The 22,229-nt window shown below is 54.9% G+C and carries 14 protein-coding genes and 2 tRNA genes; 10 read left to right on the forward strand and 6 right to left on the reverse strand.

Annotated features, from left to right (window positions below; translation table 11 throughout):
- Positions 1-3: 3 nt before the first annotated feature.
- Positions 4-912 (reverse strand): nucleotidyltransferase family protein, encoded by a 909-nt coding sequence (locus AMUC_RS00170; protein WP_042448500.1) that lies wholly within the window; start codon positions 910-912, stop codon positions 4-6.
- 75 nt (positions 913-987) lie between these two features.
- The gene (locus tag AMUC_RS00175; protein ID WP_012419094.1) at positions 988-1,707 is read right to left on the reverse strand and encodes a hypothetical protein; all 720 of its coding nucleotides are present in this window, start codon (positions 1,705-1,707) and stop codon (positions 988-990) included.
- A gap of 103 nt (positions 1,708-1,810) precedes the next feature.
- Between AMUC_RS00175 and AMUC_RS00180 the strand changes: the two genes are divergently transcribed.
- The 3 genes from AMUC_RS00180 (at position 1,811) to AMUC_RS00190 (ending at position 4,439) form a co-directional block, all read left to right on the forward strand.
- Entirely contained in the window at positions 1,811-2,503 is a 693-nt protein-coding gene (locus AMUC_RS00180; protein WP_012419095.1) for a M50 family metallopeptidase, read from the forward strand.
- A gap of 57 nt (positions 2,504-2,560) precedes the next feature.
- A complete protein-coding gene (proS, locus tag AMUC_RS00185) occupies positions 2,561-4,081 on the forward strand; it encodes a proline--tRNA ligase (protein WP_012419096.1) in 1,521 nt (506 codons plus the stop codon).
- 283 nt (positions 4,082-4,364) lie between these two features.
- Positions 4,365-4,439, forward strand: a tRNA-Gly gene (locus AMUC_RS00190).
- A 780-nt stretch (positions 4,440-5,219) separates the two neighbouring features.
- Here the strand turns inward: AMUC_RS00190 and AMUC_RS00195 are convergent.
- The 3 genes from AMUC_RS00195 to AMUC_RS00205 all read right to left on the reverse strand — a co-directional run bounded on the left by AMUC_RS00195 (position 5,220) and on the right by AMUC_RS00205 (position 11,790).
- Entirely contained in the window at positions 5,220-5,633 is a 414-nt protein-coding gene (locus AMUC_RS00195; RefSeq protein ID WP_012419097.1) for a hypothetical protein, read from the reverse strand.
- A 219-nt stretch (positions 5,634-5,852) separates the two neighbouring features.
- Positions 5,853-6,245: a hypothetical protein gene (locus tag AMUC_RS00200; RefSeq protein ID WP_042447396.1), complete on the reverse strand. Its 393-nt coding sequence runs from the start codon at positions 6,243-6,245 to the stop codon at positions 5,853-5,855.
- On the reverse strand, positions 6,232-11,790 hold the full coding sequence (locus AMUC_RS00205) for an RHS repeat-associated core domain-containing protein (RefSeq protein ID WP_233420551.1): 5,559 nt from the start codon (positions 11,788-11,790) through the stop codon (positions 6,232-6,234). The genes AMUC_RS00200 and AMUC_RS00205 overlap by 14 nt, the downstream gene beginning before the upstream one ends.
- 727 nt (positions 11,791-12,517) lie before the next feature.
- On the opposite strand from AMUC_RS00205, the gene gadC reads away from it, so the two are divergent.
- On the forward strand, positions 12,518-14,086 hold the full coding sequence (gadC, locus tag AMUC_RS00210) for a glutamine/gamma-aminobutyrate antiporter GadC (protein ID WP_042447403.1): 1,569 nt from the start codon (positions 12,518-12,520) through the stop codon (positions 14,084-14,086).
- A complete protein-coding gene (gene glsA, locus AMUC_RS00215) occupies positions 14,079-15,020 on the forward strand; it encodes a glutaminase A (RefSeq protein ID WP_012419100.1) in 942 nt (313 codons plus the stop codon). Before gadC ends, glsA begins: the two co-directional genes overlap by 8 nt.
- A gap of 228 nt (positions 15,021-15,248) precedes the next feature.
- Here glsA and AMUC_RS00220 read toward each other — a convergent pair whose 3' ends face one another.
- Positions 15,249-15,659 carry a GNAT family N-acetyltransferase gene (locus AMUC_RS00220; RefSeq protein ID WP_012419101.1) on the reverse strand — a complete coding sequence of 137 codons (411 nt, stop codon included), beginning with the start codon at positions 15,657-15,659 and terminating at the stop codon, positions 15,249-15,251.
- Positions 15,660-16,122: 463 nt separating this feature from the next.
- On the opposite strand from AMUC_RS00220, the gene AMUC_RS00230 reads away from it, so the two are divergent.
- The 5 genes from AMUC_RS00230 (at position 16,123) to priA (ending at position 22,171) form a co-directional block, all read left to right on the forward strand.
- A complete protein-coding gene (locus AMUC_RS00230) occupies positions 16,123-17,532 on the forward strand; it encodes an alanine/glycine:cation symporter family protein (protein WP_012419102.1) in 1,410 nt (469 codons plus the stop codon).
- 87 nt (positions 17,533-17,619) lie between these two features.
- Positions 17,620-17,695 (forward strand) — tRNA-Glu (locus AMUC_RS00235).
- A gap of 239 nt (positions 17,696-17,934) precedes the next feature.
- Entirely contained in the window at positions 17,935-19,011 is a 1,077-nt protein-coding gene (prfA, locus tag AMUC_RS00240) for a peptide chain release factor 1 (protein ID WP_012419103.1), read from the forward strand.
- A gap of 16 nt (positions 19,012-19,027) precedes the next feature.
- Positions 19,028-19,933, forward strand: a complete 906-nt coding sequence (gene prmC / locus AMUC_RS00245; protein WP_012419104.1) for a peptide chain release factor N(5)-glutamine methyltransferase — start codon at positions 19,028-19,030, stop codon at positions 19,931-19,933.
- 21 nt (positions 19,934-19,954) lie between these two features.
- On the forward strand, positions 19,955-22,171 hold the full coding sequence (priA, locus tag AMUC_RS00250) for a replication restart helicase PriA (RefSeq protein WP_012419105.1): 2,217 nt from the start codon (positions 19,955-19,957) through the stop codon (positions 22,169-22,171).
- Positions 22,172-22,229: the final 58 nt, after the last annotated feature.

The raw sequence follows: 22,229 nt of genomic DNA on the forward strand, positions 1-22,229 counted from the left end.
GGCTTAGTTGAGCTTTTCAGGGTATACGCCCTGCTGGATAAGTTTGTTGATGCCTTCCACAACCATGGGCTTGTCCCCCGGATAGGTCATGCCGAACCAGGAGGAAGAAGTGGGAAGAACGGCGCAATCCGCCCGGTCCGCATGAATCAGGGCGTCCACCACGGTGGGAATAAAGCATTCGCTCTTGGGTTCCTGACCGTGTTCTTTCAGGAAGTCAATGAAATGATCCTCCGTCAGTTCGATGAAGGAGGGGGAGAACAGCCAGAAATTCATGGAAACCAGTTCTGCAGGATCCACCGGCAGGCGTTCGCCCTTCAGGTTGTTGCCGCGCACTACGCCGTCTTCGTCAGCCTGGATTTTCACGAATTCCTCCACGCCATCCAGAAGGCCGCCCTTGATGGAGCAAATGCCGCGGTTCACGTCCCCGTTGTCGGAGAGGGTGTTCTTCAGCGGATAGCCGATCATGCCGTAATGGGCCTTGCCGGGTTCATCCGTAGTGGAGGTCAGAAACTTGGCGGCCTGCACAAAAGCGTCCGCACCGTAAAAGTCATCCGCATTCACTACGGCAAAGGGTTCCTTCACCACGTGGCGGGCGGCACGCAGGGCGTGGGCGGTGCCCCAGGGCTTTTCCCGGCCTTCCGGCACGGAGAAGCCTTCCGGCAGGTCGTCCAGGGACTGGAAAGCGTAATCCACCTCAATCTTGCCGGCAAAACGGCTGCCGACCTTTTCCTTGAAAATATCTTCAAAGTCACGGCGGATAATGAATACCACTTTTCCGAAACCGGCCCGGATGGCATCATAAACAGAGTAGTCAAGAACTACTTCCCCGTTGGGGCCCATTGGGTCAAGTTGCTTGAGACCGCCGTAACGGCTGCCCATGCCAGCTGCTAAAACAAGAAGTGTAGGCTTCATCATACGCAGGCCATTATGACCAAGCCTCCCCGTTTGGCAACAGGAAAATGCCGGAAAACCGGAGAAATCCGCCCGTTAAAAAACGTAAGAGCACCAAAGCCCCAGCACTACTTTTTTGAAATCGTCCCGCCCGTAGCCGCAATACCACCCCAGGAAAGGCTCCACCCGCAGACCGCCGGAAACGGCCCACAGCGCCCCCGTGCGCACCATCAGCTCTTTCAAGCCGTTCCTTCCCAGATAATCGTGGGCAAAACCCAGGGAAACCGTATTCACCATGGCGACGGATTCGCACAGCAGGGGCTGCCAGGTAACGCCCCACTGGGAATATGCACCCTCCTGTCCGGAATCATACAGGAAGGAACCGCGGAAAGACCAGGAAGGGGTGGGATTCCATTTAAGGGACAGGCCCGGCTCCGCCCCGTTCTTCAGGGGACAGGAATCGTACCACTGCCCGTTGACAAAAAGCCCGGCCGTGCATTCGTCCGCCAGATAATACTGGACTTCCCCGTGTAAAGTGGCCTGACTGAAATGGCGGCCCTGCCAGTTGCGGATAGCGAAAAGTTCCCCGCTCACCGCCCAGGAATCAGACAGGGAGGCTCCGCCGGAAATCTGGCCCTCCGTGGAATCAGCCCCCATCTTTTCCCCCCGGTGGACATAGTATGAACGGTAGCCGCCAAGCATCTCCCCGCCCATGCGGATGGGGGAACGGCCGTCCACCTCCGTCAGGGGCGGCGGCCCGTCATACCCCAGGACGGCCTGCACGGCACAGCACAGGATGATGGAAAACAGCCTCATGAAAGACTTTTAACATAATTCGCTGCGCCGCTCCAACGCCAAAACGGTGCATGCACATTCTCCGGGCTTGGCAAAACGGGAATCTGCCCTTACCCTCTCGCGCATGGTTCATTTCACCCTGTTCGGGATACCTGTTTACATCCGCCCCAGCTTCTGGGTGGTGCTGGCCATTTTCGGCGGCGCCCTCAGCATCAGCAGTGTGGAAGATCTCATTTATCCGGCCCTGTTCGTCATTGCCGGCTTCATCGCCATCCTGTCCCATGAAATGGGACACGCGCTGGTGGGCCGCAAGCTGGGCGGCGGCCAGCAGACGATTGTTCTGGAACTCTTCGGCGGCCTGACAAGCAGCCATGGCATGCAACTGACGCGCGGAGGGCGGGCCCTCATGATTCTGGCAGGCCCCATGATGACCCTGCTGCTGGGCATCATCAGCCTGTGGCTCACCTGGAATATCGTCGCTCCTGTCATGGCCTCTTACAACCTGAACTTCTGGGACCTGGCCATCAGCCCCTTCACAGCAGCGCTCATCTCCCCCAAGCTGTACATTCTCTCCTGCCTCATCATGATTGGAGAATGGTGGACTATCCTGAATCTGCTGCCCATCTACCCCCTGGACGGCGGCCAGCTGATCGCCCAGTACATCCGCTCCCCCAGGAAAGTATTCATGACCGGCTTCATCACGGCCATCCTCATCGGACTGCTCAGTTTCCAGCTTTTCCACGGCTACTTTATCCCCATCTTCATGGCCCTCTTCGCCTACAGCAATTACCGGGAATACAAAAACGCCCCCTTTTAATATTATTCCGAGTTTCCTTTGCGGGCCCCGCCCGTTCTATTCAACAAACCATCCAATATGTCTCAGCAAACCGCAATCACCCCTACCCGCGCCCAGGATTTCCCCGAGTGGTACCAGCAAGTCATCAAGGCCGCCGACATGGCGGAAAATTCCGAGGTCCGCGGCTGCATGGTCATCAAGCCATGGGGCTACGCCATTTGGGAACTCATTCAAAAGGACCTGGACCAGCGCTTCAAGGACACCGGCCATACGAACGCCTATTTCCCCCTCCTGATTCCTATCTCCTATCTGGAAAAGGAAGCGGAGCATGCTGAAGGCTTCGCCACGGAATGCGCCGTAGTCACCCACCACAGGCTGGAAGCGCAAAAGGATGAAGCCACCGGCAAGACACGCATGATTCCCACCGGGGAGCTTACGGAACCCTTCGTCATCCGGCCCACCTCGGAAACCGTCATCGGCGCGGCTTTCGCCCGCTGGACCTCCAGTTACCGGGACCTGCCCCTCAAAGTCAACCAGTGGTGCAACGTGATGCGCTGGGAAATGAGGCCCCGAATCTTCCTGCGCACGGCGGAATTCCTGTGGCAGGAAGGGCATACGGCCCATGAAACCCGCGAGGAAGCCATTGAGGAAACCCTCACCATGCACAAGGTTTATGAAGAATTCCAGCGGGACGTGCTCGCCATCCCCACCATTCCAGGGGAAAAGACGGAGGCGGAACGCTTCCCCGGAGCGGAACAAACCTACACGGTGGAAGCCATGGTGCAGGACCGCAAGGCCATCCAGGCAGGGACCTCCCACTTCCTGGGGCAGAATTTCTCCAAGTCCCAGAACATCTGCTTCGCCGGAAGGGACAACACCCAGCAATTCGCATGGACAAGCTCCTGGGGCGTTTCCACCCGCATGATCGGAGCGCTCATCATGATGCACTCCGACGACGACGGACTCGTCTGCCCGCCCCGCGTCGCTCCCCAGCAAATCGTCATCATTCCCGTCACGCCCAAGGAAGAAAGCCGCCAGGCCGTTCTGGACCACTGCGAGGAACTGGCGCGCACCCTCCGCGCCAAAACCTTCCACGGCCAGCCGCTGCGCGTGCTGGTGGACAGGCGCGACCTGGGCGGCGGCGCCAAGAAATGGGAATGGGTGAAAAAAGGCGTGCCCGTGCGTCTGGAAATAGGCCCCCGGGACCTGGAAAAAGGCTCCGTCTGCCTTCAGCGGCGCGACCGGCCCGCCAATGAAAAATCCTTCGTCCCGGAAACGGAACTGATCGATACCGCTGCGGATATTCTCCAAAGCATCCAGGACACCCTGCTTCAGCGGGCCATTGCCTTCCGGGACTCCCATATCCGCCCCGCCTCCACTCTGCGGGAATTGGAAGAAAACTTCTCCGGAGAGGGAGATGCAGATTGGCTCCAGGTGCCGTGGGACGGGTCTCCGGAAGAAGAAGAAGAACTGGCTAAACGGCTGCGCATTTCCATCCGCTGCATCCCGCTCGGCGAGCTGGGCCGCGGCGAACCGGCACCCTGCATCCTCACCGGACGTATGACGAAACGCCGTGTTCTCTGGGCCAGAAGCTACTGAACCCTGACACCCCCTTTCAACGGGATTGTTCCAAGACAGGCAAAACGGGCCTTTTCGGAACAATCCCGTTTTTTACGCCTCTCTGCTTTCCCCAAAAACGGCATGAACAAGAAACGGAGCGGCATACCCCACAGGGCAGAATTCTCCCCTCTCCTGCCCTATACGCTGGCAACAACGCACACATGTCGGCAAAACAGGATTTTTCTCTAAAAAAATCTTGCCAAGGCAAAAAAACCTTATATACTTTTGGCACACGGACGCCGTAAGGCTCCAATCGTTCCAAGCGGATGTAGCTCAGGGGTAGAGCGCAACCTTGCCAAGGTTGATGTCGTGGGTTCGAATCCCATCATCCGCTCCAATTTTTTATAGCAAAAGGCCCGCACAGATGTTGATGATGTGCGGGTTTTATATTATGGTTCGTACAGAAAAACCTGCCCCCCTATTGCAACACCGTTCCAGGAAACAATTTTCATCTGCTCTGATGAGGCCCACCGGACGTTCCTCCTCCATGCATTTCATGGAAATGTTGCCGAAAGGCGGCCTCCGTCAACGTTGCAGACGTTGCCGGTTATCACAGGCGCATCCTGTATTATTGCTTAATGATTCAGTATTTATCCTCCGGGACACAGGCGGACTTAATGATCACCGGATCAAGAACCTGCCGCCATCTGTCATATGCGGAATGATATAACGCAAATCAGGTTTCCTCATCTAAGCATTCGAATATTCGCTGAAGAATCAGCGACAGTTTCATTCCTGCCACGTTCTATTCTCTCTTGACGGCCAGACTGACCATAAGAAGCGTATTCGTGCAAAGCACACTGTCCTGAACGATTCCCCAGATAGAGCGTTCGTGTTCTTGAACGTGCCGTGTGTATAGTACAACTCTTCCATATGGGTTTCCGTCTCATCGTAGACAGAAAAGCGAATGTTTTTGTCGAATAGCGTTACACAAACTATAGGAAACAGGATCAATGATGGCACATGCTTAAAATAATCTTATAACGCTTCGTTCATCAACTGCCGCAGAAAGTCGGTCGGCAACGATGAGAATCTGGCTCCCTCCATCAAGAATTAGAAAAAGATAAGACAAGCAGAGCGATTTCCGTAGAAATAGGGAACATAATTCCGCATTTATTTAATAGAAAAGTCTCCAAGGAAAATATATTTTTTCGCAACAAACCCTGTAAGGCTCTTCTTTTGATTCAGGGGGAATTTTGATTTGCACTTCGATACGGCAGCCTTTCACGAGGTCAGGGTTGTTTAACAGATACTCCTCGACTTCCGGAGGAATCCGGGCATTTGTTCCGTCTTCGACAACGAACCAGATCTCACAAGTTTTACCTCTCCAGGAAGCTCCATCGCCTGTTAATTTCATTCCATGCCGGGCAAATATCTTATGGAGTTCCAAATCCTTTTTCACTGTTTTCAACAGAGTTACACTCCTCTCCATACCGTTTCCCTTATCTATGCCCGACCAGAAGAGGGAGAACGGTAAATAAATGAAGTAAAGAGTGGCTATTCCTATTACAATCCATATTTTCTTTTTCATTGTAAATAATTTATCGGCATTATTTACTTTAGTCTTGTTTCGTTGACCTTCCCGATTTTTTATCGAAGCAATTTACTGAATATCAACATCAAGAATATTCTAGAAATCTTACAGCAAGATTATTCCACATAATTCCGAAATTAAATAACTGAATCAGAAAAAAAATATTGAGCATGTCTACTCAATTAAACAATTGGCATAAATTTATATTCATGCCAATTATTGTTTGGGATGATATTTCCCTTCAAAAGGAATAAATGTCTTACCCGACACCCATGTCCCCTTTATAGGAGATATGTTTATATAATATGACCCAGGCGAAAGGAAGACCTTCTCTTCTTTATCTCGTTTCGCGTATAAAATACCTTTACGCAGAGCAAAATCAATGCCAAAGAATTTCATGTGCTGATTTTCTTTAAGTATAATTTCTTGTGTTCCTCGGGAGGAATGACCAAATGTTACAATGACTTGTAAATTTTTAGTCAGATCTCTCAAGATAATTCGATCTGGCTCCATATGTTGATTTTTATTTTCTTCAGATATTGCACAATCAATCAACAATATCGAAAATAAAATGATAAAGAATATTGAAATATATTTATTGATTTTCATCGCATGGACATTCGATATTTTTTAAAATAGCATCTATTTCATGTTGATTGGCTTTTCCTCCATATTCCCCCATTATATGTCCTTCATGTCCCGCGTTAGGAACGGAAGTTAAGGAGCCATCTGAATTGGCGACATCTTGATAATCGTCAGAAAGCCCCATAAGATGGCCGGCTTCATGCGCATAAACCCATGGGACGGCCTGAGAACCCCATACTCCATATCTGCCTCCAACTCCGTTAACATATGAACGATGAGATGAATCTGATGTTATTTCTATATTATTCTCATCACTATTGAGAAATCTATAAAGCCATCTGCTTTTCCTGCTCTGAACAGACACATCCGCTGTCACATTAACTACACAGCATCCTTTCTCATATCCATTCCAATTGCTTTCAATCGATTGTTTTATTCGCTGTGCTGTAGTACGCATTTCTATATTATTAATTGAATCTCCACCTTTCGGATATATCACGATATTCAGGCTCACATTGATCGAACAATCATCCTTATTTGTAGTTATTGTACGCGCTAATCCTAATTCGTCAGAATATAAGGTAGGCATATTATTAACATATCCATACAAAAGATAGCTCTCTTTTTCTGTCATAGGATCTCTGCTGATCCACCTACCATTTTGGGGATTATAATAGCGGTAATTGTAGTAAACCAACCCCAGCTCGTCATCAGCATACTCGCTGGAGAACCGGAACGGATTCAACTCCGCCGCATTTCCTTCCATCTTCACGGCAGAGCCGTACGGGCCGTATTCGTACAAGGCTCGGCGCCCCGCCTTGATGCCGAAGAGCGCCGTCGTGTTCTTCAATGCGTCATGCGTGTAGTAAAGATCTTCCACGTAGGCTCCCGTTTCATCAAAGACGCCCATGGCCAGAATGCGCGTGGCCACCGGTTCCTGCGGATCCCACAGGTACGTTTTACGCAGGACGGGCGCCACAGACTCCAAAACCTCCGTGGCATCCAGTTCCGCGATTTGCAGGTACCCGTGATAGATGAACCGTTTCCTTGACATAAGCGATTCTCCCTCATAGACGGATTTTTCAACCCGCCTGTTCAGATAATCGTATACGCATTCAATACGCCTGTCCCCCTGTATGAAGCTGACCGCCTGATTCAACGCGTTGTAGGAGGCTTCCCATTCCCCGGTGGCGGTCCGGAGCTTCGTCTGGTTGCCGTCGGCGTCATAATTCGGCACAAAAGGAGCCTCCTCACCTTCGGTGATATCCGTATATTGATTGACCCGGTTGGCAACGTATGTAGTGGGAAGGGAATCCGTTCCCTCCAGGGACGTTTTGCGGTTGCCTATGTTATCGTAGGAGTAGCTGTATGTGCCGCCCCGGCTCATCGCATCGCTCACAAGTTCATTCCTGTCATCGTAGGCGCAGGTGTGCGTCAGGTCGGGTGCAGGCGCGTTAAAGTAGTCTTTCTTCGTGACCGGGCGCCCCAGTATGTCGTAAGAGTAGTCGGTTTTAGCCGGGTAGTTGGCGCTGCCGGGGCGCAGGTAGTCAATCTTCACCGGGAGGTCGCGCTTTTCTTCCAAAGTGCGCCACCGTTTCAGGGTGTTGGGGTAATCAAGAGTGTCCAGCAGGCCGGTTTCCTCATTGTAGCCATAGGTGAAGGGCTTCCCGACGGCGTTCAGCGAAACGGAGGATAGCCTTCCGTAGGCGTCATAGGCCCATGCCGTCTGCAAGGCGGGGGAGCCCGCATAATCCAGACAGTAGCCCGCAGGCCTCCCCACTCCGTCACGGCGGAGGGTTAAGACGCTTGCCGCAAGGCCAGCCGTCGTTTCCGTTTCCTGTTCGTTATACTGGTTGTACGTGAACATGCGCGTTCCGGAAGCGTCGTCAATCTGCGTCAGCTGCCCCAGATGATTGTAGAGGCTGCTGATGGAGGGGGTAAAACCGTCGTCATTAAAGGTAATGGAAACGAGCTCCCCAGTAAGGGGGGCGTAGGAGCGCGAAGCAACGGTTCCTCGCGCGTCCGTCGTAGCGGCAACGCGGTTGAGCATATCGTAAACGGTATCCACATGGGTGGCGTCGGCATAGGTTTTGCGGATAACCAGCCCCGTAGCGATATCATACGTCCATGTGGTGATGTCCCCATCCGTCCGGAGGCGGGGATCAGTGGTAATGACATCTCCGGGAACACGGAAAGTGGAAAGGCTAACCATATGGCCGGCGGCGTCATAAGCATATACGGCGGGCTGTACGGCTGTCCCCCATTCGGCTTCCTTGCGGCCCCGGATGTCATAGAAAGAACAGGCCGTTTTGCCAAGAGGATTAGTAACGCAGGTAGGCAGATCAAAAGGCTGGCCATAAGCGTAAGTGGTCGTGTTGCCCGCGGCATCCGTGCCGGAGATGATGCGGCCGGCGATGTCGCAGACGGAGGTAAAGACATTCCCGCGCACATCTGTGTCCGCGTAGGTGATGCCCGTTTCCGTATAGGTGCGCCGCCGAAGGACAGTTGCACCGTCAAATCCCGTAACCGCCGTCGTGAATCCGTCCACGATGCGCGTGAGGAAGACGCTCTCGACGCCGGGCACGGTTTTCTTCCGCAGGCGAACAGAACCGCCGCCATATTCCATCCATTCCACGGCATCATGGCCGCGGGAATCCGTCATGACGGTTTTGCCGGCAAGGACAGGGCTCAGGGCAGAGAGCAGGGCCGCCCGCTTTTGAAGAACAGGAGTACCTGAGGAAGTATAGCTTGTTATGGAAACAAGACTATAGACTCCGTCTTCACGGCTCTCGGTCACATAAGCATAGTCAGTAATGCGGGAGTTCAGGATGGTCGGGTCATCCTCCAGGGCAACGATTGCCCTGGTCCTGTTCCCAAAAGCATCATACGCGTAGAGGGCGGGCGCCATATCCGCCAGCTGTTCCCTGATGAGGCGCCCCTTGTTATCGTATGCAAGCGTGCGCACGTTTTCCCCATTCAAGGTATTGGCGGCAGCGACCCGTACAAGGTCGCCAAAGCCGTTGACAGTGGAGCTTCCCGTCACGACGTGGGGATCGCCCCCCTCCCCGCCCGGCACAGCCTCCGTCGTGCGGATCCCTTCTTCCGTGACCTCAACAGTATAGAGGATATCCTGCTGCCCGGTGCCGTAACGCCGCAATATTGTTCCGGAAGCACTTTTCCGGGTGATGAGGGTAGCGCCGGCGGGGGTGGTAACAGTTTCTACCAAGCCATCCCCGCTATAGGAGCGAACGGTGGAGCGCCCCAGAATATCGGTTTCTTTTACCAGACGCCCCAGCAAATCGTATTCCCGGCTTTCCACCGTCGTCATTGGGCCTGTATCCCTGCGCAGGGAGGTAATTTTACCGAGGGCATCACGAGTGTAACTCGTGATGGTTTCCGGAGTGATCATGGTTTCCCCGTCTGCAATGGCTGAACGGATGGTTTCTGTCAGCTGGCGGGCCGTATTGTAGGAATAGGAAGTCGTCACGCCATTCTCATCCTTTTCCCATAAAGGGCCGCAACAGGTCATCATGCGCTCGTAAACGCGTCCATTGGCGCGGGTGCGCTTTACCCAACGGTTCTCAACATCATATTCATAAGAAGACGCATCCGTCATTGACCAAACACCATCGGCAAGCTGTACGTATTGCTCATAACGCATGTTATTGCCCTGGCCGGAAACGTAAGTAACCTTCCGTGAACTCAGGCCGGGCACGCACGCACCCGCTATCCGCGTTTCCGCAGTCACCTTGTAAAGGGCTCCGTACTGGTCCGTCTCTTCATAAGCGTAATGCGTCTGAATTCCGCCCATGTCCTGTTTCATTTTCAAGCGTCCGCGGGCATAAACATTGGGAGCCGTGCCGAGCCAGGATTCCTTCACTTCCAGCCGTACATTTTCTTCCCCCAATGCGGTGGTGCGTTTTTCCACGCGCCGCACATGATTTTCCTCAATGTAAGTATAATCCGTTCGCCAGAGTTCCGCCGCAGTAGCCGTCAACGTCACCCATTGGGTGAGAATATCCGGATCCGCCTGCGTCTGATCCCGATAAGTGGTGTAAGTGACTTTATCTCCAGCTTCCGCCCAGGGGACACTGGACACGATTTCACGCCCAAAACGGTCGTACGCCCATGTTTTGACACTTCCGTCAGGAGCAGTTTCCTTCGCGATTTTTCCCATGCCTGTGTACTCGTAGGTCGTCTCCCGGGCGTAATCCGTTCCGTAGCCTTCAATACGGCTGGTGCACAAATTGCCATTGCGGGTGACGGCATAAGTCTCACAGACACGGGAGATAGGGATACCGTTTTCCCCTCTCTGGATGGTAGTGATGAGTTTCCACGTTCCGGGAGAGACAATCTGCTTTTCCTTCAGAGTGAAGATGGAATCTTCTCCTTCCCCCTGAGACATGTTCCATGCTCCGTCAGTTCCCTGCCAGTAGCGGGTGGTGAAGGGCGCGCGCCCGGCAGTTTGTTCGGTGACGGCAAGCCTGCCCGCTGCCGCGTCCCCGGTGATCGTGAATGTTTTAAATGGGTCGCCCGTAACGGGATAAAGGCCGGTGGAGCTGTTTTTCCCATCCACCTGTTCGGGGAGGTAGAGGGCGATGCGATATCCGGATTCCGTAACATTTTCGATGTTGGCAAGCCCATCCCACAGGTTCCATATCTGCCGGATGCTTCCATCCGAAGCCCGCACGATATCCAGCTTTCCGTCAAATTCTTCTCTTGTGTAGGACGCGCCATTTTTAGCGGTGTAGCCGGTGGAGTATTTCAAGGAAGAGGCCACACCTGCGGTATAGTTAACAGTATTGCCCGCGGTTGAACGGATACTGAGGCAGAATTCTCCCGCCTTTGCTGAGGAAGCGGACCTCCTCCCGAACCACGCAGACCCTCCGCGCTTGGCGGATCCCGCAATGGGGGCAACACTGTCAACCCCGCTGCCGCCACCATCCGCGTAGCAGTAGTAATTAATGTCAGTTCCGCCGCTCCTGATTTGGAAAGCGGTATTCGCTCCAATTCCCGATAGCGGCGCCGAAATGATTTCATGAGTCATCGGATGCCAGTAATGGAGCGCACGAGGGGACCAGAGTTCAGACGAGAATGTGTACCCTACTATGTCCAGCAACCCCTGCGGCAACCCCGTCATGCCCCGGAAAGAGCCAAAATTGGTACGCCAGACCATTTCCGTCTTGAGCGTCCGGGCGACCACGCGCCTGCCGGCAGCCGACGAACCATAAAGGGTGGAGGAACCGCGCACGCCGTGCGCCGAAGAGCTGCTGCTGCCGCCCTCATTGTTTTCACAGGTGCAGGGGGCCTCATCTTCACCGTTATCCCCTTCTCCGTTGTCTTCCTCCGGACAGGGAGAACTGGAACTGCTTTGGGAGCCATTGCCGTCCCCCCCGCATTCACACGGCACGTCTTCTCCCTCATCTTCCGTACTCACAGGTTCCGGATAACCTTCATCCGGCTGATAGGAGGATGAAGAGGTGCCATCCGAGACCATGACTTCAATGGAATAATTAAGGATTGCCAGATTAGTCCATTCAGGAGGAACAGCAACGTTCTCATAAGTCATGTGTACACGGTGCGGTCCCGGTTCAATGGGAAAGCTCAAGCTTTTTTCCCTATAAGTGCCTCCATGGTATTTACCCTCCCCTGGAATGAAAATTCCTTCACCGTCAACGGTCAGAGTACCGTTATCATCTACCCCCAGCATTAAACGGCACTCTGCCGTTTCCCCCGGACCGAGCGGATCAACAATAATCCCCCAGTCCCAGCTGCCGCTAAACGCCCCGGCCTCCTTGTCAAACGGAGCCGGCCCACCTCCGGACACTGTGAGAGCATTATCAGGCAGAGAATCCACATGATGCTGAAACTGCCGTTTTTTCATGAAATCCAAATAGTTAGATATTAAGGGACGAATATCGGGAAGCCAATGCTTCCCCGTATTTATTACTCTTTTCTATTTCAGGAAATAAAACAGAACAAGGATTTATTTTTGAATAATTGTTATTAATAAGAATAAATTTCTATCAATTAACATTTTATAAAATATATATCTTTCTTGAAAATTCATAAGGGATAACCATGTGTTGACGCGTTTCCCAACTCCCGGCCATTCACTGCCGGCCAGGATATCCCATCCGGAAGGTCTAAAAATTTCCCGGCCTCCATTAAGACAAACTCCGGCGGTTCTATCTGCATCATCCCTTCAACGAAAGGGTCTCCCGCCTGGTCGTCCAGATAAGGCCGGTGTCGGCACTTTCTTTACGCCGTCCCAATTCTCAACCCGGAATAAACCAATGAATAATACGACTCAACCAGGGGCTGCTCCAACAGGCCCCGCAACAACCAATAACGCTCCGGCGGTAAAATCCGTCCTCCGCATGGGAGTATTCACTCTCGCCATGATCAACGTTTCCGCCATTGTCAGCCTGCGCGGCATGCCTGCGGAAAGCACTTACGGACTGAGTTCCGTTTTTTATTACATTTTCGCCGCGGTATTCTTTCTGGTGCCTGTTTCCCTGGTCGCCGCGGAGCTTACTACCGGATGGCCCCAAAAGGGCGGCGTTTACCGCTGGGTAGGCGAGGCATTCGGGAAAAAATGGGGGTTCCTGGCCATCTGGCTGCAATGGATTGAGAGTACCATCTGGTTCCCTACCGTTCTGACATTCGCCGCCGTTTCCCTGGCTTTCATGGGGCCCGGACAAAGATGGGATGAAGCGCTTGCCGCCAATAAATGGTATGTTCTCATCGTGGTGCTGTGCGTGTACTGGGCGGCCACCCTGCTTAATCTGCGCGGCATGAAGACTTCCGCAGGCGTCACCAAATGGGGAACCATCATCGGAACCATTATTCCCGGAGCCATCCTGATCCTGCTGGGCCTGGGCTATTGGGCCGGCGGCAACCCGATCCTGCTGGATATGAGCTGGGACAAGCTGGTGCCGGACATGAGCAATTTCAACAACCTCGTTCTGGCAGCCAGCATCTTCCTGTTTTACGCGGGGATGGAAATGTCCGCCGTGCATGTGAAGGATGTGAATAATCCCGGACGCAATTATCCGCTGGCCATTCTGATTTCCGCCATCATTACGGTGCTTATTTTCGTTCTAGGCACGCTGGCCATCGGCTTCATCATTCCCAATTCCCAGATTAATCTGGTGCAGAGCCTGCTGATTACTTATGACAGCTATTTCAGCTTCTTCGGCCTCGGCTGGATGAACTGGATTCTGGCGCTTGCGCTGGCCGTCGGCGTTCTGGCCCAGGTAACCGCATGGGTGGGAGGCCCCTCAAAAGGCCTGTACCAAGTGGGCCTGGCCGGCAACCTTCCGCCTGTCATGCAGAAGCGGAACAAGAACAACGTCCAGATGGGCATCCTTTTTATCCAGGGGGGAATCGTCACCCTGCTTTCCATCATGTTTGTGATCATGCCTTCCGTGCAATCCGCCTACCAGATTATTTCCCAGCTGACCATCATTCTGTACCTCATCATGTACATGCTGATGTTCGCGTCAGGCATTTACCTGCGCTACCGGGAACCGAATACGCCCCGTACTTTCCGCATTCCCGGCGGCAGAACCTTCGGCATGTGGATTGTCGGAGGGCTCGGCTTCCTGGCCAGCCTGGCGGCTTTCCTGGTGAGCTTCATCCCGCCTAACCAAATTACCGTAGGCAGCAGTACCATGTACATTCTCCTTCTGGTGGTGGGTACCTTCATTTTCGCGGGTATTCCCTTTATCATCCATGCCATGGCCAAACCCTCCTGGAAACGGCCGGTGGATCCCGAAGACGCCTTTGAACCCTTCGGATGGGAGAAAAACAATGATTCCCATTCCGCAGCAACCCCTAGCCATTCCATATCCCATGAGTGACATTCCTTCCAATGAACAGATCCGGACGGCCCTGGATAACGCATACGCCTACGCCAAAACCGTCCAGGGAGGCAAAAACGCCTCGTACATTCCCGCCCTGGCCCAGGTGCCTTCCGACCTGCTGGCGATTGCCGTGGTCACCGTCAACGGAGACCTGCTGACCGCAGGCTCCGCGGACGCGCCCTTCGCCATTGAATCCATTTCCAAGGCATTCAACCTGGCTTATGTCATGGATCTGATCGGCATGAAGCAGCTGCGCGCGAAAATCGGAGCGGACCCCACCGGGGAACCCTTCAATTCCGTAATGGCCATTGAGCTGCACGGCGGCAAGCCCCTCAATCCCCTGGTCAACGCAGGGGCCATGGCGACGGTCAGCCTGGTCAACGGTTCGGATTCCGATGAAATATGGGGAAACATGATCCATAATTTCAATAACTTCGCCAACACGGCCCTGACTGTGAACCAGGAGATTTACAAGTCGGAAAGCGCTACCAACCAGCACAACCGCGGCATTGCCTGGCTGCTGGACAGCTACGGCTATTTTTACAATACGCCGCCCATGATTGTGGATTTGTACACACGCATGTGTTCCCTGAATATCACCGCTTCCCAGCTGGCCCTGATGGGCGCCTGCTACGCCAACGGCGGAGTCAATCCCGTCAGCAAGAAGCGTGTGGTGAAAGAGGAGAACGTTCCCCCCATTTTGGCGGAAATGTGCATGTCAGGCCTTTATGATTCCACAGGGGACTGGATGTACAAAGCCGGCCTTCCGGCCAAGTCCGGCGTGGGAGGCGGCCTGGTAGCCGTAGCTCCCGGCAAGCTGGCCATGGCGGCTTTTTCGCCTCCCCTGGATCCCGCAGGGAATACCGTCAAGGGGCAGGCGGCACTTCAATCCATCATCAGGGAACTGAATCTAAACCTTTTCCGGAGTTGATCCGGGATGAGAAGGTAAACCCGCGGAGCCAAAATCCGAAAGGATTCCCGCGGGTTTACTGTATCCTGTCCAGCCCCCCGAGGCAGACCGCAGTTTCTCGACTGCGGATTTCAGCCATAAAAAACAGCCTTCCGGCACAGTATGCTGAAAAACGGATATATCCGGCGGACAACGGCCGCATCGCCTGCGCCCCGGCAGCCGCAGACAACCTCTCCCCGGCGCCCCGCATCAGCTCCTGTTTGAAAAGTTGCACAGCTGCATGGCTACGCCGTCTTCCATAACCCGGAAGCCGTGCTTCTCATAAAAAGCGGCGTTTCTGCTCTCCTCCGGCATGATTTCAAGATACAGGTAGTCCCTGTATTTTTCCTTAACCATTTCCACCATTTTTCCAGCAATCCCCCTGCCCTGATAAGCGGGATGCACCAGAACATAATGCATGTAGGCAACCATCTCGCTGTCGTCCAGCACCCGCACCAGCCCTGCCAGGCGGTCACCGTCCCAAGCCGTAACAACAGTGGACGAATTCATGAGAGCCTTGAACAGACGCCCCGGATATTGTCCGGAAATCCAGCCAACGGACAGGAACAATTCTTGAACATCTTCCCTGGAAAATTTCTTCTCTTCCGTAAAAACAATCATTTTTTCTTTAATTAATTATTGATTATCCGCCTGTACCGTCACGGCCACACAACCGCCTGAGCGGGAAACGCCTTTCCCTCGGCCGGATTGACACCCTGTTTCAAGGTTTTATCTGCTCCCACCGCCGCAGTCAACACCGTCTTGTCCGAAGGTTTTAACCATTCCAAGGACATGGCGGAGCCTGTGATAAGAATGCGCGCGCCGGAAACAGGCAACCCTTTCCACAGTCAGCAGCTCGTCCGCACCTGCCTCCTCCGCTTCCGGGGAAGGAAGAGCCGCACCAGGAACACACATCTTCTTTTCAGGGGAACGATACTCGAATACGGGAGACGGCATTTTTCCTGGAACCGATTCCCCAAAAACGGAAAACTCCGGGCCCAGGCTCATGACATTGTGAAAAACCTTTCTCCGTCATTTGTTTAAGGACTTGTCACCACGCTTCTTTTCCCTAGAATCCCCCGGTATGCTTGACGCCCTCCAAAATGCCTTTTTCCAGACCGGGGACACGCTCACATCCTGGCTGTCCGCTTTCAGCAGCTTCCTGTGGGGATGGCCCCTGCTCATCATGCTGCTGGGCACGCACCTGTACCTCACCGCCATCCTGCGGTTTCCGCAGCGTTATCTGCTTAAGGCCCTGAAATTGTATTTTGTGAAAGATCATACGGACAAGGGAGATATCTCCCCGTTCAGCTCCCTGATGGTGGCCCTGGCAGCCAACATCGGCGCCGGGAATATCATCGGCGTGGGCGTGGCGATTGCAGCCGGAGGCCCCGGCGCCGTCTTTTGGTGCTGGCTGACGGGAGTTCTGGGAATGGCAACCCGTTATTCGGAAGGATTGCTCGCCATCAAATACCGGGTGGAAAACAAGGACGGCAATATGAGCGGAGGCCCCATGTTCGTGCTGGAACGCGGTCTGAACAGCAAATGGCTGGGGGCAGCCTTCGCCGTCTTCACGGCCATTGCCGCCTTCGGGATCGGCAATCTGACGCAAGGGAACGCAGCGGCGGAACAGCTCCACCACGCCTTTTCCATTCCCTCCTGGGGAACAGCCGCCGTTCTGACGGCATTGACGGCTCTGGTGATGCTGGGAGGCATCCAGGGCATTGCCAGGGTATGCGCTTTCTTCGTGCCGTTCATGGCCGTCATCTATATCATGGGATGCCTGTATATCCTGACCGTACAGGCAGAGTATATTATTCCCGCCATCCGGTATATTCTGGACTGCGCCTTCACGGGAGAAGCCGCCGCCGGGGGCGCAGCAGGAGCGGCCGTCATGGCGGCAATGAGAACCGGTGTGGCCCGGGGCCTCTTTTCCAATGAGGCCGGCCTGGGATCCGCAGCCATCGCCTCCGCCGCAGCGCAGAACCGCAACCCCGTCAGGCAGGCGCTCATCTCTTCCAGCGGCCCCTTCTGGGATACCGTCATTATCTGCGCCCTGACGGGAATTGTGCTGACCACCAGCATCATCGCGCATCCGGACATTTCCTGCACGGACGGCCCCAGGCTTACTACGCTGGCATTCAGCAAAATTCCTTACATAGGCTCCCCTCTGCTCACGCTCAGCCTGGTTACGTTTGTAGTTTCCACCATTCTGGGCTGGTCCTACTTCGGAGAAAAAGCGCTGGAATACCTGGGAGGCATCCGGCTGATCATGCCTTACCGCGTCATCTGGGTGGCGGCGGTCTTCATCGGCTGCGTCTCTAAAATAGAACTGGTATGGATTTTTGCAGACTGCGCCAACGGCCTGATGGCCCTGCCCAACCTCATTTCCCTGCTGGCACTTTCCGGCGTGCTTGTCCAGCAAACGCGGTACTACCTCTGGCAGCACAGGCTGGACGATTACGACGAATCCCACATACCGGAAGGAAAATAACGATTTTTTTAACTCGGATTCAAATAATTCTTGCCTTTCGGCTTCCGGTAGTATTTACTTCGCCGCGCAGTCCCTGCAAACCTAAAAGTCGCGTTCGTCTAGCGGTCCAGGACTCCCGCCTTTCACGCGGGCAACACGGGTTCGAGTCCCGTACGCGATGCCAGCTTTACCGCCGCGGCAGTTACGATAATTCCGCTTTTCCCCTTTTCAGGGAAGCATATTGGAAAAACGTAATGGCTGCGGTTTTCTTTTGGCCCGGTTTTCCGGATTCAGGAAAGCGCGGCAGAGGCGCCGGAAGCGGAATCCCTCCCTGCTTTTAAATGCCGGAACATGTCTTACATCCCCCGGATTTGGCTTTCAGAAAGCCCCGCCATCTTTTAAAATCCTTTACACGCAAACGCCATGGATTACACACCTCTCATTGAAAAACGCCGCCAGCGCCTTGAAGAATTGGAAACAGTCATTGCCGAACCGGACTTCTTCAATGACCAGAAAAAGGCCTCGGAAATCATGAGAGAGCACCGCCGCCTGAAGGAACTCATGGAAACATGGGATTCCCTGAACGCCACGGAACAACAGCTGGCGGACAACCAGGAACTGGCCAAGACGGACGATCCGGAATTAGCGGAACTGGCCGCCCTGGAGATTCCAGAACTGGAAGCCGCCCTGGAAAAACTGCGGAGCGACGTGCAGTACAGCCTGCTACCCCGCGACACGACGGAAGACCGGGACGCCATCATTGAAATCCGCGCCGGAACGGGCGGGGATGAAGCCTCCCTGTTTGCCGGAGACCTGCTGCGGATGTACCAGCGTTTTGCGGAAGAACGCGGCTGGCGCTTCGAGCATCTGGAAAGCAGCCCGTCGGACGTGGGCGGATTCAAGGAAGTCGTCTGCCGCATTGCCGGGGAAGAAGTGTTCCGCTTCCTGAAATATGAAGGCGGCGTGCACCGTGTGCAGCGCGTTCCCGCTACGGAAACGCAGGGGCGCATCCATACTTCCACCGCCACCGTGGCCGTCATGCCGGAAGCGGAGGAAGTGGACATAGAAATCCGCCCGGAAGATCTCCGCATCGAAGTATGCCGTTCCGGCGGAGCCGGAGGCCAGCATGTGAACAAAACGGAATCCGCCGTTCAGATATGGCACATACCCACGGGCGTTTATGTCCGGTGCGAGGAAGAGCGCAGCCAGATGAAAAACCGAGAAAAAGGCATGAAAATCCTGCGCGCCAAGCTCTTTGAAGCCAAAAAACGGGAAGAGGCGGAAAAATACTCCGCCGCGCGCCGCAATCTCATCGGCTCCGGCGGCCGTGAAGAAAAGATACGCACATACAACTTCCCGCAGAACCGTCTGACAGACCACCGCATCGGCTACACGTCCCACAATCTGGACGGTATCCTGATGGGGCAGCTGGAAGACCTGATTATGGCCCTCCAGCATGCGGAAATGCAGGAACGCCTGGCGGAGGCCGGAATGTCCTAACTTCCTTTTTCCTTTCATGAAAACTTTACTGGAAGTCCTTCAGGCCGGCACGGATTATCTGGCCCGCCAGGGGTGCGACGAGGCACGCGCCACCATGCAGCATTTGCTGGCCCATGTCCTGCACTGCAACCGCACGGCTCTTTACTCCCAGTTTGACAGGCCCGTGGAAGAAGCGGAGCTGGCACCCCTGCGCGAACTGCTGAAACGCAGGGCAGCGGGAGAACCGCTGCAGCATCTGCTGGGGGTCACGGAATTTTTCCGGAGAGATTTCCTGACGGATGCCCGCGCCCTGATTCCCCGCCCGGAAACCGAGGAACTGGTGGAAATGGTGTTAAAGAAAATCCCGGACCATCCGGTACGCATCCTGGACATGGGCACGGGCTCCGGCGTTATCGGCGTCACGCTGGCGCTGGAACTCAAGGAGCGCGCCGGAGAAGTCGTGCTGGCGGACATTTCCCCGCAGGCTCTGGATCTGGCCCTGGAAAATGCCATGCGGCTGGGAGCCAGAGTCTCCACCATCCAGACGAATCTGTTCGCCAACATTTCCCAGGAAAAAACGGATCCGCATGCGGAGGATGCCGATTCTGCTCCGGAGGGAAAAAAAGGGGAAAACGGGCGGAACATGCTCTTTGACGTTATCGTGGCCAATCTGCCATACATTGCAGAGGGGGAAAAACTTGCCCCGGAAGTCATGAAAGACCCCCATACAGCCCTGTTCGGAGGCCCTAAAGGCTGGGAAATCATTGAACGCTTTCTGGCCCGCGCCAGGGATTACCTGAACGAAGACGGCTTTGTAGCCCTGGAAATCGGGTACGACCAGGCATCCGTCGTAACGCAAATCATGGATGGATACGGCTACAATTACATTGAAGTTCTGAAGGACATGAGCGGCGTCTCCCGTTTCCCCTTCGGCTATCGTTAATGTTATCCTCCTTTTCACTCCATGCAGGCGGCGCGCATTCTGGTTGACGGACAAAGCGATCTGGTACTGGATTACGGTATTCCTCCGGAAGCGGGAGACGTCAAGCCGGGCTGCCGCGTACAGGTGCCCCTGCGCAACAGAACGGCTACCGGAACCGTGCTTACGCTGTCAGAACCGGCCCCGGCCTGGAAGGACAGGCTCAAGCCCATTCTGAAACTGATCGATCCGGAGCCCCTGATTTCCCCGGTGATGATGAATCTGGCCTCATGGGCGGCGGACTATTACTCCGTGGCTCTGGATCAGATGATCCGGTGTCTGCTCCCGGAAACCGTTCGTCAGGAAAATACGGCGGAAAAAATGCGCAAAATGGTGTATCTGGAAAAAACTCCGGCACGGGAGGAACTGGACGCCCTGTACCGCAAAGCACCCCGGCAGGCCCAAATGCTGGATTATTTCTCATCCGCGAAACAACAGTCCGCCCCCCTGGCGGCATTCGGCGCCGGAGCCCTGAACGTTGCCCGCAGCCTGGAAGCCAAAGGCTTCATCTCCCTGAAAGAAGAGGCCGTGCACCGGGACCCCAGCACCGGGGAGCAATTCGTCCCCACCCAGCCCATGAAGCTGAACAGCCAGCAGCAGAAAGCGCTGGAAGAAATCACGGCCATGTGCGCGGCAGAGCGCAAAAAACCGGTCCTGCTGCAAGGAGTTACCGGTTCCGGCAAGACGGAGGTTTACTTACAGGCCGTTTCCCAAATAGTAAAATCCGGAAAATCCGCCCTGATCATGGTGCCGGAAATTTCCCTGACGCCCCAGACGGTTCAGCGTTTCAAATCCCGTTTCGCAGAACTGCCTTCCTCCGTGGCAGTGCTGCACAGCCTCCTCTCGGACGGGGAGCGCTTTGACGAATGGCATGCCATCCGTTCCGGAAAAGCCCGCATCGTCATCGGTCCCCGTTCCGCCGTCTTCGCCCCCCTCCAAAATCTGGGCCTGGTGATTGTGGATGAAGAACACGACGCCTCTTACAAACAGGAAAGCTCCCCCCGCTACCACGGGCGGGATCTGGCCGTGCTGCGCGCCCATCTGGAAAATTGCGCCGTGCTTCTTGGCTCTGCCACTCCCTCCCTGGAAAGCATCCATAACGCCCTGATTGGAAAATATTCCCTGGTAAAACTGACGGAAAGGGCGGACGGCCAGCAGCTCCCGCTCATTCGCATCCTGGACATGAAAACGGAAGGAAGGAACAAATCCGGTCCCAACGTTATCTCCGAACGCCTCAGGATGTCCATTGACCGGCGTCTCGACAAGGGGGAACAGGTCATCCTGCTGCTCAACAGGCGCGGATTCGCACGCTCCATCCAATGCCCGGACTGCGGCCACGTAGTCACGTGCCTGCACTGCTCCCTGCCCCTGACCTACCACCGTACGGAAGACCGCCTCATGTGCCACCTGTGCGGATTCAAAGCCCTCCCGCCCCGTTCCTGCCCGGAATGCCGGTCCGCCAACATCCTGCTCCAGGGGTACGGAACCCAGAAAGTGGAGGAACTCCTGCGCCGCACCTTCCCTGCGGCGCGCATCACGCGCGTGGATGCGGACGTGGCCCGGCGGAAAAACGCCGTCCGGACCATTCTGAACCAGTTTCGCGCCCATAAGATAGATATTCTCCTGGGCACCCAAATGATCGCCAAAGGTTTGGATTTTCCCAACGTGACGCTGGTAGGCGTACTGAACGCGGACCTGGGGCTCCACATCCCGGATCCCCGTGCAGGGGAACGCACTTTCCAGCTCCTGACGCAGGTAGCGGGCCGCGCCGGCCGCGGCGATCTTTCCGGAGAAGTCATTATCCAGACTTTTACGCCCCAGTCCCCCTCCCTGCAATACGCCCGGCACCATGACACGGACGGCTTTGCAGCCCAGGAACTGGAAATGCGGCGTACTTTCGACCTCCCCCCCTTCACCCATATCGCCGTCTTGACCATACGTTCCCAGCATGAAAGCATGGCGGAATTCGCCACGCAAACCCTCGCGGCCCGCCTGCGCGGCATGCTCCCCCCTCCCGCCACGATGACCGACCCCATGCCTGCCCCCATCCCCCGTGCGCACGGACAGTTCAGATTCCAGATTACGGTCAAGGGGCCATCCGCCCGCATCCTCTCCCGCACTCTCCGGAAACTGGTGCAGGAAGCCGGCCTGGGGGAAGACTTGACGGCTGTCATTGATGTGGATGCCATGTCATTCATGTAAGCCGCCTTGCCAAAACCGGCCGGGAACATTAGACTTTCGGCACAACACAACTTACTAT

This window comes from Akkermansia muciniphila ATCC BAA-835, from assembly GCF_000020225.1.
In the GTDB taxonomy this organism is placed as follows: Bacteria; Verrucomicrobiota; Verrucomicrobiia; order Verrucomicrobiales; family Akkermansiaceae; genus Akkermansia; species Akkermansia muciniphila.